Here is a 13,817-nt window from a genome sequence, read left to right as displayed (position 1 = left end):
AGCCGCTCCTCGAATTCGAACTGCCGCAACGCCCCTGGTCGATCTACTCGCTGGTCCCCGCCAATTGAGCCGCGCCGGTGGCGAAATGCTGCCGATAGCGTTCGGGCGTGGTGGCCAGGCGGCGGCCGAACACCCGATGCAGGGTCTCGCCGTGGCGGTAGCCGACCTGGCGGGCGATCGCACCGATGGTCAACTCGGTGGACTCCAGCAGGCGGCGGGCCGCCTCGACGCGCAGATCCTCCACGAAAGCCGCAGGCGTACTGCCGGTTTCGAGGCGGAAGGCCCGGGCGAAGTTGCGTTCGCTCATGCCCGCGCGGCGGGCCAGCTCGGCCACCCCGAGGTTCGCGTCGAGGTGATCGGGCAGCCACTGCTGCACCGCGCGGATGGCGGGCGTGCGCGCGGGCTGGGTGCGCAGCTGCGCGCTGAACTGGGTCTGCCCGCCGGGACGCCGGGTGAACACCACGTACAGCCGCGCGATCATGGCGGCGACCTCGCGGCCGTAGTCGTCCTCGACCAGTGCCAGGGCCAGATCGACACCCGCCGACATGCCCGCCGACGTCCAGCGATTGCGGTCGCGGACGTAGATCCGATCCGGTTCGACGGTGACCCGCGGATAACGCTGGGCCATCAGGTCGGTCGAGGCCCAGTGGGTGGTGGCCCGGTAGCCGTCGAGCAACCCGGCCGCGGCCAGCAGTAGCGCGCCCGCACACACCGAGGTCACCCGCCGCGCCTTGCGGGCCAGGGCGGGCAGCTCCCGCACCACCTCCGCCCCGGCCGGCCCGGAGGCCATGCCGCCCACGACGATCAGGGTGTCGAAGTCGTCGCCGGCGGCGATATCGTGCAGCGAATGCTCCACCGAGAGGGTGAGGCCGCCGTCCGCGGTGATCGGGCGGCCCCCGGGCGAGGCGGTCAGCAGGCGGTAGGGCAGGGCCGCGTCGTCCGAATCCGCCGAACCGATGGGATGCTCCTGCAGAACCGGCGGCAGTAGCGCGGGCGGCCTTTCGCGGACGCCGTTGAGCAGCGCGAACACATCCAGCGGCCCGGCCAGCTCGGACAGCTGCATGCCCTGGTAGACAACGAAAACGATGGTGCGAGGCGCGGGCATCCCGACATCATCGCAGTCGCCGGGATCGGCTGCCATGGTCAGTGGCTGACCGATTCGGGCGTGGGGCGGGCGGCGTGCCGGTCGAGGAACGGGATGACCAGTTCGGCCACCCGGTCGGCGCACTGCGCGTGCGGGTAGTGGCCTGCGCCCGCCACCATGGCGACCCGGCCGAGTCCGGGCGGCATGGCAGCCACGACCGCTTCGGCCTCTGCCCTCGGGTCGGCGAAGTCCGGATCCTCGGCGCCCATGAGCACCAGTGCGGGGCAACGAATATCGGCGATTCGGGCGTGGGCGTCGGCCGGAGTGGTCGCACCGGTCTTCATGAATTCCGCCCAGCGTCCGGGCTGCCGCAGGACGGTCCGCAGTCCGTCGAGGTAGCTGACCTGATCGGCGGGCTTGGTCGGGTAAGCGATGTCGAGGTAACGGAACCACCAGGTGAAGGACTTCAGCCCCTGCGTGGCGAACAGGCGCAACATGCCGCGACGGTAACGGCGGCTGGTGATCATCGTGCCGACATGCAGCTGCTGGGTGAGGGTGAACGGGTCGACTTCGACGATGGCGCTCACCAATTCGGGGGCTTCCGCCGCCGCGATGGTCGCCGAGCCGCCCGACAGCGAATGCCCGATGATGACCGCGGGTCCCCCGAAATGCCGGATGACACCCAGCAGGTCGTGGGCCACGTCGGTGCGGCTGATGGCTTCCTTCCCGGTCACCGAGGGCCAGTCCAGGCTGGATTCGCCGTGTCCGCGCATATCGGCGTTCACCACCCGGTATCCGGCCGCGACCAGCGGCCCGACCAGGTGCCGGAACTCCTGCCGCCAGGTCCCCATGCCGTGCGACAGCACCACCAGCGGTCCGTCGCCGGCCACGTCACACGCGATCCGCCCGTGCTCGAGCGTTACGAACTCGGTCATTTCCCGGTCCTTCCAAGCGATTTCGTTCCGGCCGCGTTTGCGGCATGCCGGAATTGAACGCCGGAAATCGATCCGGGCCGAGGGCTCGGGCCGGACGGATCAGCGGTGTGGCTGATCTGGTCAGTCGCTGACCGTGTTTCCCGCGCTCGACACGGTCGCCCGCGTCGGTACGCCGAACCAGGTGGTCAGCGCGTCCCGCAACCCGGGTTCGGCGGTGGTGGAGGATTCGCCGACCGTTGCGGCCCAGGCGATGTGGGCGTCCGGGCGGATCAGGACGGCATCGGCGGAGCGGTCGACGGTGGTGGCGGTCCGGATGTCGACGCGGTCGCCCCACTGCTCGGCGATCTCGCGCAGGTCCGCGCGGTCGGCGAGATCGAGCAGCACGGGGCGGGCGTCGTGCAGGGACTGGGCGACGCCGGTGTGCAGGCGCAGATCGGAGAGGAAGGCTCCGGTCAGCGGATGGCCATTGGGATTCGGCATCGGATAGCGGATGTCGGCGCCCGCGATCATGGCCCCGAGCCGCCGCAGGGCCGGTGCGTCGGTGAGCAGTTCCTGGAAGAGCGTCCGCAGTGCCTCGGCCGCCGGATCGTCGCCGCGCCGCAGCGCCGCCTGCGCCTGGGTGTGCACCATGGTGCGGGCCGCCGCGAAGGAACGCTCCGCATGGTAGCTGTCCAGCAGCCCGTCCGAGGCCCGGCCTTCGATGTCGGCGGCCAGCTTCCAGGCCAGATTCACCGCGTCGAGCATGCCCGCGTTGAGGCCCACACCCGTGGCCGGGAACGTGTGCGCGGCATCGCCGGCCACCAGAATCCGTCCGGCACGGAAGCTTTCGGCCTGCCGTGCCTGGAACTGGTAGCGGGACAACCGGATCGGCTCACCCAGCGGCAGGTCGACGCCCAGCACGCGGCGGATGCTGTCGCCCAGCTCCTCCAGGGTCATCGGCTCGTTGTCATCGGTCTCGGCGACGGTGTCCTCGGTGGTCTGCACCATGAGCAGGCCGTTGGCGAGCGAGCCGACGGCGAACACGCCCCGATCTGTGCGGGTGAAACCGGCGGGGACGACACCGTGGCCGGCGACGTCGAGATCGCCGTTGTCCAGCACGGTCACCCCGGCCGCCACGGCGACCTGACCCAGGCGGTTGACCTCCGGATAGGTGATGCCGGGGAAGGGGATTCCCGCCAGCTCGCGGACCTTGCTGCGCGCACCGTCGCAGCCCACGACATAGTGGGCGGTCAGCTGATACGGACCGTCCGGGCCCGACACCGCCACGGTGACCCCGGCGCCGTCCTGATCGATCCCGGTCACGGTGTGCCCGCGCCGCACCTCGCCACCGCGCTCGCGCACCAGCTCGTCGAGCAGCTGCTCGAGTCGCGGCTGCGCAAGGTGCAGCGCGCGCAGCGGCGGATCCGGCAGCGGGCTCAGGTCCACATGCAGTCCGCCGAACGGGAAGGCCGCCGTGGGGGCGGCGACCGCCGCGCCGGCCGATTCGAACCGGTCCAGCACGCCTCGATAGCTCAGCAATTGCAGGATCTGCCCGCTGAAACCATTGGCCTTCGGCACGGTCCGCAGCTGCGGCTGCCGCTCAAGGACCACCGGCCGCACTCCGGCCGCCAGCAGTTCGGCGGCCAGCATCAGACCCGTCGGGCCCGCGCCCGCAATGATCACGTCGGCATTCGTCACACGCACTCGCGCTACTCCATTCCATGGATTCCGGCTACGGTCAGCGATTCTGCGGTATACCGGGGGTCTTGCCGCAAGCCCGGGGGTGCGATATACCTTGAAAAGGGAAGTGGATCACCGCTTCCCTTTGTCGATGGTCATCCGTTGCCGGATGGACTCTCTTTCTTTCGGCTACCGGCCCAAATGGTGGCGCATGAACGCCGCCGCGAAATCGGGCTGGGTCCTGGCCATCTGATTGTGCCGGCCCGGATTCACCAGCAGCGTCTTTTCCTCCGACGCGAACGCCTCGAACAGGTCGAAGCTGGGCCTCCGGTCGATTTCCTCATCGTTCCAGGCGACCTGGAGGGTGAGGGGGATGGTGATCTTGCGTGCGGCCTCGAACAGCGCGTCGAACACGAAGACGCTGTTGAAGCTCGCGGCCCGGATGCGGGGCTCTGCGGCCACCAGCATCATGCCGATGACGGTGCCCAGGGTGATGCCGCCGTAGCCGACCGGAGCGTCCGGGCCGATCTCCGGCAGCGCCTGCAGCGCGTCCAGGGTGGCCTGCCACTCCGGCACGGCCCGCTCGGCCAGGGACATATTGAACTCGGCGATGATCGAGTCCATCGGTTCCCCTGCGGCCCGCGCCGCGTGCAGCGCGTCGGCCCACCGCTGGTCCTCCTCGTTGCGCGGCCGGTCGCCGTGCCCCGGGGCGTCGATGGCGGCCACCCGGTAACCGGATTCGGTCACGAAGTGACGCGCCGTCGTCACGAGGTTCGGGGCGCGCTTGTGCACGCCGCCACTGTGACCCAGCAGGATCAGGGGTGCGTTCTCGGACACGGATTCGGGCGACCACAGTACGCCGGTGATCTCGCCCAGGAGGAAATCGCGTTCACGGACGCCGTTTTCCGACGTCTCCGCGGTGAAGTTCAGGTGCATGATGTTCTGCCTCTCGGAATGCCTTGCAACACAGGCGCTCCCGGCGACAGCTACTTCGTACGCCCAACCGCGACCACGATGGGGAGCACCCACCTCGATACGTCATTCATGGGTCTCACCTCCTTCGTGATGTCACGGTCCACGGCACGGTACCAACCTGGACCGGAGGCCGCAAGCGACGCATCAAGAGGTCTGCTGTGCGCAGCGAGCAAGTGCCGTTCGCATCGGGGGCTCGGAATCGTGCCTCGTCGAAATAGTTGATCCGGATACGGTCGGCGTCGCAGATGGCAACGGTCGCATGGTAATTCGTGGCATGTGTGGAGCCCGGTGGCGAAAGCTGTGGCAGGGCGGTGAGAGGGCAGGAGGCGACCGCGGAAATCGACAGTGGAGGCGAGGATTTCGAGATGGGCGTAGCGGTCCGGGAGTTGCGCGTGGAGCACAGGGGCGTGGCTGGCAGCCATCGGCCTTTCGGATCGGCATGCCGGTGATCGCCGCGTGGTTCACGCGTCGGCGCGGGTGAGGACGGCGATGGGGAAGTGGCGGGGGCTCAGGGCTCGGTAGGTGGTGAAGTGGGGGTAGGCGGCGGTGAGCGTTTGCCAGTGGGTGGCGTATTCGGTGTCGTCGGTGACCACGCGGGTCGTGACGGGGAACGTTTCGCGGCCGATGCGGACGTCGGCGTGGTCGGCGGCGAGGAGGTTTTTCCACCAGTTGGGGGTGCCGGGGTTGCCGCCGTTGGAGCCGCAGACCAGGAGGGTGTCGCCGGAGCGGACCAGCATGAGCATCACCGGGCGGGGCTGGCCGGATTTGCGGCCGGGGACGGTCAATTCGAGGACCGGGTGGCCGAAGAGGGTGGCGAAGCGGGTGCCGCCGAAACGGTCGAAGAGGCGGCGGTGCAGGCGGGCGTAGAAGCGGGCTACCGCGCCGAGATGGGTGCTGGAGTAGTAGTTGAAGCGACCCGCCAGGGTCAGCGGGCCGGAATCGGTGCCGGGCATTGGATGTCCCTTCGGGTCGGCGGTCGTACGCGGCTCAATGTACATGTTGTCCAGTGAGTTGACGTAGTGGCTCCTGAAGGATTGTCGCCTGTTCGCCCGGCTCGTGATTAGGCTTCGGATATGAGCATCGGCGCTGACACCGGACCGATGAGCGGGGTGGACGCGTTCGATCGGCTGCGGCCGCTGCTGTTCACCATCGCCTACGAGCTGCTCGGCAGCGCCGCCGACGCCGAGGATGTGTTGCAGGACAGCTATCTTCGCTGGCGCGAGACCGATCCGGCGCGGATCGAGCATCCGCGCGCCTATCTCACCACCATCGTCACCCGGCAGGCGCTCAACCACCTGCGGACCGTGCGCCGCCGCCGTGAGGACTACGTCGGCAGCTGGCTGCCCGAGCCCATTCGCACCGAATCCGACGCCAGTCACGATGTGCTGCTGGCCGAATCGGTGTCGATGGCCATGCTGCTGGTGCTCGAGACCCTCGGGCCCACCGAACGCGCGGTGTTCGTGCTGTCGGAGGTGTTCGGCCACAGCTTCGCCGATATCGCCGGCATGGTCGGCAAATCCGATGCCACCGTGCGCCAGATCGCGCATCGGGCCCGCGCGCACGTGCGGTCCCGGCGCAAGCGCTTCGAACCCGACTCCAAGACCAGCCGCGAGGTGATCGACCGGTTCCTGCGGGCCACGCAAACCGGTGACCTGCAGACCCTCATGGATGTGCTGGCCCCCGATGTCGTCCAGATCGCCGATGGCGGCGGCAAGGTGAGCGCGGCGCGCCGCCCGGTGGTCGGCGCGGAACGTGTCGCCCACTATCTGATCGGGCTGAGCCGGAAAGCCATGGCGGACATGACCGTCGAGGTCGGCACCTACAACGCGCTGCCGGCCCTGCTGCTGCGCACCGCCGACGGACGCCTCGACACCGTCGAGCTGATCGAGAGCTCCGGCGACCGCATCACCGGGCTGTACGCCATCCGCAACCCGGACAAGCTGGGGACCGCCGAACGGACCCGCGCCCTGGAACGGTGACCCGGGTACTCGGCGGCCGCTGAACCGTTGTGTGACTGGGGATTTCAGCGACCGGCCGCGGGTGGATCAGTTCACGCAGGGGATCTTCGAACCGATCTGGGTGGTGACGGGCTTGCCGGAATCGGGTGCGTCCGTGGTGGTGTCGGTGGCCGCGGCGCTGGTCGAGGAGCCGCCCGCGGTGGTGGTCGGGCTGGTGGTGGCGGCGGTCGGGTCCAGCGACGCCGGAATCTCGAGGTCGGCGCCGACGACCAGCTTCACGTGCCCGCTGGACACCTCGGTGGACGGGCTCACCGGGATGCCACCGAACATCTCCGACAACTGCTTGGCGTCGGTGTCCGCGCCGGTGCCGTAGTAGACGGTCGAGGTGGTGCCGTCGGCGGAGGTGGCGTTGGCCACGTCACCGGCCGGGAATCCCTTGGCGGTCAGCAACTTCGACACGTTGGCGGCCTGGCCGGGCGTGCCGCTGGCATTGACCACGTCCAGCGTCGAGGTGGGCGTGGTGGCGGGGGCGCTCGGCGCGGCCGGGGTGGAGACGCCGAACGCCTCGCGCACCGTCTTCTTGATGGCCACCGGATCGATGACGTTCACGTCCTGGCCGTCGACCGTGTCGTAGCGCAGCACCGGCAGCGTGCGGAACTCCACCGTCGGGTTCTCCGCGCGGCCCAGTGTGGTGGCGAAATCGGTGAGGCTCCAGCCATCCGACAGCACCACGTCCTTGTGCGCCACATCCATCAGCGCCTTGAGCCGGCCCGGGTTGGCCAGCGTGCCCGAGCTCTTCATGGAATTGGCCACCGAGGTCAGGAACGCCTGCTGCCGGTGGGTGCGGTCGAGGTCGCCGTTCTCCAGCCCGTGCCGCTGCCGCACGAACGCCAGCGCGTCCGAGCCGTCCAGGTGCTGGGGACCGGCGGGGAACTGCGCGCCGGAGTAGTAACTGTCGTCCACGGCGTGATTGAGGCACACGTCGACGCCGCCGAGCGCGGTCGCGAGGTCGTAGAAGCCGGCCAGGGAGATCTCCGCGAACCGGTTGATGGGTACGCCTGTGAGCGCTTTCACAGTCTGAACGATGCTGGCGCGGCCCGCTTCCCGGCCCTGACGCTCCAGATCGGGCCCGTCGGGCACGCCCTTCGCCTTGAGCTTCTCCTCGACCGTGTACTTCTTGAGCCCGTAGGACTCCTTGATCTTGGCGTGGTCGTAGCCCGGAATGCCCTGTACCGGAACGTAGTCGTCGCGCGGGATGGAGAACGCGATGATGTGCTTCAGATCCTTCGGAATGTGCACCAGGATCAGCGAATTGGCGTTGTAGCCGCCCTCCGAGCCGTCACCGGCGTGTAGCTGGTCCAGGATCTCCTTGGGTAGATCGTTGCCGTTCAGGTCTTTCCGGGTGTCCAGGCCGATCAGCAGCATATTGATGTCGCCGTCGAGGTTGACGTCCTCCGGCGCGATCGCGCCCGAGCGGACGAAGCCGGAATCGAAGTCGTTGCGGCCGTACCAGACCAGACCTGTTACACCGATCACACCCGCGGCCACCAGGGCCGTGATGCCGCGTCCGGCGAGGCGCAGGCGTTTGTCGCGCTCGCGCTGGGCAGCGGTGCGCTCCGGCTTGCCGCCGCTGCGATCGCGCTTGCCATCGGCGCGCCGCTTGTCCGCGCGCCGGCTGGTGGAGTCCGCCTCGGCACGCCGCGAACGGCGGGGAGTCGGGTTTGGCGTCTCCGGTGCCCGGCGGGTGCGGCCCGGCTGGGGGCCGACGACCGGCAGCGGTTGGGTGGCGTCGTCGTACATGGCGCTGTCGAGTGTGCCGTAAGCGGCGCTCTCTGTCAGATTTCCGCCCAGTTGTGAATGAGCTTGCACGGTCGTGCATAATCATCACATGGTGGATACCTCGAACGGGCCCCTACGGGTCGCGGTAGCTGGTGCGAGCGGGTACGCGGGCGGTGAAGTCCTGCGCCTGCTGCTCGGCCATCCAGCCTACCGAAGCGGGCGCCTCGAGATCGGGGCGCTGACCGCGGGGTCCAATGCCGGTACCACCCTGGGTGAGCTGCAGCCGCATCTGCTGCCGCTGGCCGATCGGGTGCTCGCGCCCACCACCGTCGAGGAGCTCTCCGGCCACGATGTGGTCTTCCTCGGCCTGCCGCACGGGCAGTCCGCGGCGATCGCCACTGCGTTGCCGGAATCCACGATCATCATCGACTGCGGCGCCGACTTCCGGCTCACCGACGCGGCGGCGTGGGAGAAGTATTACGGCACCCCGCACGCCGGCAGCTGGCCCTACGGGTTGCCCGAGTTGCCCGGCGGGCGCGAGAAGCTGCGCGGCGCCACCCGGATCGCCGTCCCCGGCTGCTACCCGACCGTGTCGAGCCTGGCGCTGGCCCCGGCCGTCGCGGCCGGAATCATCGAACCGCGCGTGAATGTGGTTGCGGTGAGCGGCACGTCGGGCGCGGGCCGCAAACTCGATGTGGGCCTGCTGGGCTCGGAGGTGATGGGCTCGCTGCGGGCCTACGGCATCGCGGGTGCGCACCGGCACACCCCCGAGATCGCGCAGAACCTGAAGGCCGCCACCGGATCCGGCGCCGACGTGAGTGTGTCGTTCACCCCGGTGCTGGCCCCGCTGCCGCGCGGCATCCTGGCCACCTGCACCGCCCCCACCACCGTGGACGCCGCCACCGCCCGCGCTGTCTACGAGAAGGCCTACGCCGATGAGCCTTTCGTGCACCTGCTGCCGGAAGGTGTACTGCCGCAGACCGGTTCGGTGCTCGGCTCCAATGCCGTCACCCTCCAGGTCACCGTCGACACCGACGCCGGGCTGCTGGTGGTCATCGGCGCGATCGACAACCTGACCAAGGGCACCGCGGGCGCCGCGGTGCAATCGATGAATCTGGCTCTCGGAATCGACGAGACCGCAGGACTTTCCACCGTAGGAGTGGCACCGTGACGATCGACAACGGCAAGCTGGTGCGGACCCAGGGCGTCACCGCACCGCTGGGCTTCCGGGCCGCGGGCATCGCCGCCGGCATCAAGAAGAGCGGCAAGCCGGACCTGGCGCTGGTGTTCAACGAGGGCCCGGAGTACTCGGCCGCGGGCGTGTTCACCCGCAACAAGGTCAAGGCCGCGCCGGTGCTGTGGTCGCAGCAGGTGCTGACCGGCGGCCGGCTGCGCGCGGTCATCCTGAATTCCGGTGGCGCCAACGCGTGCACCGGCCCGGGCGGCTTCCAGGACACCCACGCCACCGCCGAGGAACTGGCGAAGGCGTTGAGCAACTGGGGAACCGAGACCGGTGCGGGCGAGATCGCGGTCTGCTCCACCGGTTTGATCGGCGACCGGCTGCCCATGGACAAGCTCATCCCGGCCGTCACCGAGATCGTGCACGAGATGGGCGGCGGCCTGTCCGGCGGCGCCGAGGCCGCGCGGGCCATCATGACCACCGATACCGTGCCGAAGGAAACCGCCTTCCACCACCAGGACAAGTGGAATGTGGGCGGCATGGCCAAGGGCGCGGGCATGCTCGCGCCGTCGCTGGCCACCATGCTCGTGGTGCTCACCACCGATGTGGTCGCCACCCCGCAGCAGCTGGACGAGGCGCTGCGCAATGCCACCGAGTACACCTTCGACCGGCTCGACGTGGACGGCTCCTGCTCCACCAACGACACCGTGCTGCTGCTGGCCAACGGCGCCTCGGGCGTCACCCCCGGCCAGGCGGATCTGAACGCGGCCGTGCTCGCGGTCTGCGACGACCTGGCCGAGCAGCTCATGTCGGATGCCGAGGGCGTCACCAAGCGCGTGCACATCACCGTGCAGGGCGCTGTCAGTGAAGAGGAAGCGCTCATCGGCGCGCGGGCGCTGGCCCGCGACAGCCTGGTCAAGACCGCCTTCTTCGGCTCCGACCCGAACTGGGGCCGGGTGCTGGCGTCCATCGGCATCGCGCCCATCGAACTGGATCCGAATCGGGTCTCGGTGTCGTTCAACGGATCTCCGGTGTGCATCGACGGCGCGGGCGCGCCGGGCGCCCGCGAGGTCGATCTGTCCGGCCCCGACATCCAGGTGCTCGTGGAGCTGGGTCTCGGCGACGGCGAGGCCACCGTCCGCACCACCGACCTCTCGCACGGTTATGTCGAAGAGAACTCGGCCTACAGCTCATGAGCGATGTGGTGAAACAGCTTTCGGCCCTCGACAAGGCGCACGTCCTCGCCGACGCGCTGCCGTGGCTGCAGAAGTTCCGCGACAAGATCGTGGTCGTGAAGTACGGCGGCAACGCCATGATCGACGACGAGCTGAAGCGGGCCTTCGCGGCCGACATGGCGTTCCTGCGCACCGTCGGCGTACACCCGGTGGTGGTGCACGGCGGCGGGCCGCAGATCAGCGCCATGCTGAAGAAGCTCGGCATGACGGGCGAATTCCGCGGCGGCTTCCGCGTCACCACGCCCGAGGTCATGGACGTCGTGCGCATGGTGCTGTTCGGTCAGGTCGGCCGGGAACTGGTGGGGCTCATCAACGCCCACGGCCCGTACGCGGTCGGCATCTCCGGCGAGGACGCCCGGCTGTTCACCGCCACCCGCCGCACCGTGCAGGTCGACGGTGAGGCCACCGATATCGGCCTGGTCGGCGACGTCACCGAGGTGAAGCCGGAGGCCGTGCTGGATCTCATTGCGGCGGGCCGGATTCCGGTGGTCTCCACCATCGCCCCGGACGCCGACGGCGTGGTGCATAACATCAATGCCGACACCGCCGCTGCCGCGCTGGCCCAGGGCATCGGCGCGGAGAAGCTGGTCATCCTCACCGATGTCGAGGGCCTGTACACGAATTGGCCCGACCGGTCCTCGCTGACCAGCCGCATCGACACCGATGAGTTGGCCAAGTTGCTGCCGTCGCTGGACGAGGGCATGGTGCCCAAGATGGAAGCCTGCCTGCGTGCCGTCGAGGGCGGCGTTCCCACCGCGCACGTGATCGACGGACGTGTCGCCCACTCGGTCCTGCTGGAACTGTTCACCGGGGAAGGCATCGGCACGATGGTCACCCCCGCACAGGAGATCTCATGAGCACAGCCGACATCCAGCAGCGGTGGAACACCGCGCTGATGAACAACTACGGCACCCCCAAGGTGGCGCTGGTCCGCGGCGCCGGCGTGGTCGTCTACGACGCCGACGGCAAGCGCTACCTCGACTTCCTGGGCGGCATCGCGGTCAACAGCCTCGGCCACGCGCACCCGGCCATCCTGTCCGCGGTCACCCAGCAGCTCGGCACGCTGGGCCACGTCTCGAACCTGTATGCCACCGAACCGGTCATCGAGCTGGCCGAGCGGCTGCTCGCGCACTTCGGCGACGGGCACGGGAAGGCGTTCTTCTGCAACTCCGGCACCGAGGCCAACGAGGCCGCCTTCAAGATGGCGCGGCTGACCGGGCGCAGGAAGATCATCGCCTGCGAGGAGGCCTTCCACGGCCGCACCATGGGCGCGCTCGCGCTGACCGGTCAGCCCTCGAAGCGGGAACCGTTCGAGCCCATGCCGCCCGGCGTGATCCACGTGCCCTACGGTGACGCGCTGGCCCTGGCCGCCGCCGTCGACAAGGACACGGCCGCGGTGTTCCTGGAACCCATCATGGGGGAGAGCGGCGTCGTGGTGCCCCCGGCCGACTACCTGGCCAAGGCCCGCGCCATCACCAAAGAGCAAGGCGCGCTGCTGATCCTGGACGAGGTTCAGACCGGAATCGGCCGCACCGGCGCGTTCTACGCGCACCAGGCCGCGGGCATCGTGCCCGATGTCATCACCCTGGCCAAGGGCCTCGGCGGCGGCCTGCCCATCGGCGCCGTGCTGGCCCAGGGCCCGGCCGCGGAGCTGCTGCAGCCGGGCATGCACGGCACCACCTTCGGCGGCAATCCGGTGTGCGCGGCGGCGGCGCTGGCCGTGCTGCGGACCATCGACGAAGACGGCCTGCTCTCGCACGTGGAGACGGTGGGCAAGATCCTCGTCGACGGGATCGAGACCCTCGGCCACCCGCTGGTCGACCACGTGCGGGGTGCGGGCCTGCTCATCGGTATCCAGCTGACCGCCGATGCCTCCACGGACGTGGAGTTGGCCGCCCGGGAGGCCGGGTACCTGCTGAATCCGGCCAAGCCCAACGTGATTCGCCTCGCTCCGCCCCTGGTGCTCACCGAGACCCAGGCGGAGAACTTCCTGTCCGACCTGCCCGGCATCCTCGATGCCGCCCAGGCCCAGAAGGAGACCAAGTGACCATCCGGCATTTCCTGCGTGACGATGACGTCACCCCCGCCGAGCAGGCCGAGATCCTCGCGCTGGCAGCGGAATTGAAGGCCGCACCGCAGTCGCGGCGGCCGCTGGAGGGCCCGCGCGGCGTCGCGGTCATGTTCGAGAAGAACTCCACCCGGACCCGGTTCTCCTTCGAGATGGGCATCGCCCAGCTCGGCGGGCACGCCGTCGTGGTCGACGGCCGCGACACCCAGCTGGGACGCGAGGAGACCCTCGCCGACACCGGCCGGGTGCTGTCGCGGTATGTGGACGCCATCGTCTGGCGCACCTTCGAGCAGGCGCGTCTGGACGAGATGGCCGGTGCCGCAACGGTTCCCGTGGTCAACGCGCTGTCCAACGAGTTCCACCCCTGCCAGGTGCTGGCGGATCTGCAGACGCTGAAGGAGCGCAAGGGCTCCGACCTGAGCGGCCGCAACCTCACCTATCTCGGCGACGGCGCGAACAATATGGCGCACTCGCTCATGCTCGGCGGCGTCACCGCCGGCATGAACGTGACGATCACCGCCCCCGAGGGTTTCGAGCCGTTCGGCTGGATCGTCGACGCCGCCCAGAAGCGCGCCGCCGAGACCGGCGCGACCATCACCATCACCGATGACCCGCAGGCCGCGGCCGAGGGCGCGGACGCGCTGGTCACCGACGCCTGGACCTCCATGGGCCAGGAGAACGACGGCCGCGACCGCGTCGCCCCGTTCCGTCCCTTCCAGGTCAATGCCGGGCTGCTGGCCCGCGCGGCCGCGGATGTGACGGTGCTGCACTGCCTTCCGGCGCACCGCGGTGAGGAGATCACCGACGAGGTCATCGACGGCCCGCACAGCGCGGTCTGGGATGAGGCCGAGAACCGCCTGCACGCGCAGAAGGCGCTGCTGGTGTGGCTGCTGGAGCGATACCAGCGAGGCGAGAGGTGAGCAGCGGCGAACGTCGCACGGCCG

General features: G+C 69.3%; 12 protein-coding genes. 6 read left to right on the top strand and 6 right to left on the bottom strand.

Annotated elements, in window-relative coordinates; all coding sequences use genetic code 11:
• Positions 1-43: 43 nt before the first annotated feature.
• The 5 genes from ACIRRA_RS21215 to ACIRRA_RS21195 all read right to left on the bottom strand — a co-directional run bounded on the left by ACIRRA_RS21215 (position 44) and on the right by ACIRRA_RS21195 (position 5,606).
• A complete protein-coding gene (locus ACIRRA_RS21215) occupies positions 44-1,141 on the bottom strand; it encodes a GlxA family transcriptional regulator (protein ID WP_402770557.1) in 1,098 nt (365 codons plus the stop codon).
• Positions 1,142-1,143: 2 nt separating this feature from the next.
• Positions 1,144-2,019 carry an alpha/beta fold hydrolase gene (locus ACIRRA_RS21210; RefSeq protein ID WP_402770554.1) on the bottom strand — a complete coding sequence of 292 codons (876 nt, stop codon included), beginning with the start codon at positions 2,017-2,019 and terminating at the stop codon, positions 1,144-1,146.
• Between the two features lie 120 nt (positions 2,020-2,139).
• Positions 2,140-3,702 carry an FAD-dependent monooxygenase gene (locus tag ACIRRA_RS21205; protein WP_402770551.1) on the bottom strand — a complete coding sequence of 521 codons (1,563 nt, stop codon included), beginning with the start codon at positions 3,700-3,702 and terminating at the stop codon, positions 2,140-2,142.
• Positions 3,703-3,867: 165 nt separating this feature from the next.
• The gene (locus ACIRRA_RS21200) at positions 3,868-4,608 is read right to left on the bottom strand and encodes a dienelactone hydrolase family protein (RefSeq protein WP_402770867.1); all 741 of its coding nucleotides are present in this window, start codon (positions 4,606-4,608) and stop codon (positions 3,868-3,870) included.
• Between the two features lie 506 nt (positions 4,609-5,114).
• On the bottom strand, positions 5,115-5,606 hold the full coding sequence (locus ACIRRA_RS21195; RefSeq protein WP_402770548.1) for a nitroreductase/quinone reductase family protein: 492 nt from the start codon (positions 5,604-5,606) through the stop codon (positions 5,115-5,117).
• 147 nt (positions 5,607-5,753) lie between these two features.
• On the opposite strand from ACIRRA_RS21195, the gene ACIRRA_RS21190 reads away from it, so the two are divergent.
• Positions 5,754-6,632, top strand: a complete 879-nt coding sequence (locus tag ACIRRA_RS21190) for an RNA polymerase sigma-70 factor (RefSeq protein ID WP_402770864.1) — start codon at positions 5,754-5,756, stop codon at positions 6,630-6,632.
• 66 nt (positions 6,633-6,698) lie between these two features.
• Here the strand turns inward: ACIRRA_RS21190 and ACIRRA_RS21185 are convergent, their stop codons facing one another.
• Positions 6,699-8,411 carry an LCP family protein gene (locus ACIRRA_RS21185; RefSeq protein ID WP_402770862.1) on the bottom strand — a complete coding sequence of 571 codons (1,713 nt, stop codon included), beginning with the start codon at positions 8,409-8,411 and terminating at the stop codon, positions 6,699-6,701.
• 88 nt (positions 8,412-8,499) lie between these two features.
• Between ACIRRA_RS21185 and argC the strand changes: the two genes are divergently transcribed.
• Genes argC through argF form a run of 5 tightly spaced genes read left to right on the top strand, consistent with a single transcriptional unit; the run spans position 8,500 to position 13,793 of the window.
• Positions 8,500-9,561, top strand: a complete 1,062-nt coding sequence (gene argC / locus ACIRRA_RS21180; protein ID WP_402770545.1) for an N-acetyl-gamma-glutamyl-phosphate reductase — start codon at positions 8,500-8,502, stop codon at positions 9,559-9,561.
• A complete protein-coding gene (gene argJ / locus ACIRRA_RS21175) occupies positions 9,558-10,766 on the top strand; it encodes a bifunctional glutamate N-acetyltransferase/amino-acid acetyltransferase ArgJ (RefSeq protein ID WP_402770542.1) in 1,209 nt (402 codons plus the stop codon). Before argC ends, argJ begins: the two co-directional genes overlap by 4 nt.
• Positions 10,763-11,662, top strand: a complete 900-nt coding sequence (argB, locus tag ACIRRA_RS21170) for an acetylglutamate kinase (protein WP_402770539.1) — start codon at positions 10,763-10,765, stop codon at positions 11,660-11,662. Before argJ ends, argB begins: the two co-directional genes overlap by 4 nt.
• On the top strand, positions 11,659-12,852 hold the full coding sequence (locus tag ACIRRA_RS21165; protein WP_402770537.1) for an acetylornithine transaminase: 1,194 nt from the start codon (positions 11,659-11,661) through the stop codon (positions 12,850-12,852). The genes argB and ACIRRA_RS21165 overlap by 4 nt, the downstream gene beginning before the upstream one ends.
• On the top strand, positions 12,849-13,793 hold the full coding sequence (argF, locus tag ACIRRA_RS21160; RefSeq protein ID WP_402770534.1) for an ornithine carbamoyltransferase: 945 nt from the start codon (positions 12,849-12,851) through the stop codon (positions 13,791-13,793). The genes ACIRRA_RS21165 and argF overlap by 4 nt, the downstream gene beginning before the upstream one ends.
• Positions 13,794-13,817 lie beyond the last annotated feature (24 nt).

This window comes from Nocardia sp. NPDC101769 (genome assembly GCF_044766925.1).
GTDB lineage: Bacteria > Actinomycetota > Actinomycetes > Mycobacteriales > Mycobacteriaceae > Nocardia.
Note: the sequence above shows the minus strand (reverse complement) of the source record. Positions and strands in the feature narration are given on the sequence as shown.

Excerpts from the sequence above, each read along its gene's own strand:
- argB (WP_402770539.1), top strand. The coding sequence starts at position 10,763 with ATGAGCGATGTGGTGAAACAGCTTTCGGCCCTCGACAAGGCGCACGTC.
- ACIRRA_RS21215 (WP_402770557.1), bottom strand. The coding sequence starts at position 1,141 with ATGGCAGCCGATCCCGGCGACTGCGATGATGTCGGGATGCCCGCGCCT.
- ACIRRA_RS21165 (WP_402770537.1), top strand. The coding sequence starts at position 11,659 with ATGAGCACAGCCGACATCCAGCAGCGGTGGAACACCGCGCTGATGAAC.
- ACIRRA_RS21185 (WP_402770862.1), bottom strand. The coding sequence starts at position 8,411 with ATGTACGACGACGCCACCCAACCGCTGCCGGTCGTCGGCCCCCAGCCG.
- ACIRRA_RS21190 (WP_402770864.1), top strand. The coding sequence starts at position 5,754 with ATGAGCGGGGTGGACGCGTTCGATCGGCTGCGGCCGCTGCTGTTCACC.
- ACIRRA_RS21210 (WP_402770554.1), bottom strand. The coding sequence starts at position 2,019 with ATGACCGAGTTCGTAACGCTCGAGCACGGGCGGATCGCGTGTGACGTG.
- argC (WP_402770545.1), top strand. The coding sequence starts at position 8,500 with ATGGTGGATACCTCGAACGGGCCCCTACGGGTCGCGGTAGCTGGTGCG.
- ACIRRA_RS21195 (WP_402770548.1), bottom strand. The coding sequence starts at position 5,606 with ATGCCCGGCACCGATTCCGGCCCGCTGACCCTGGCGGGTCGCTTCAAC.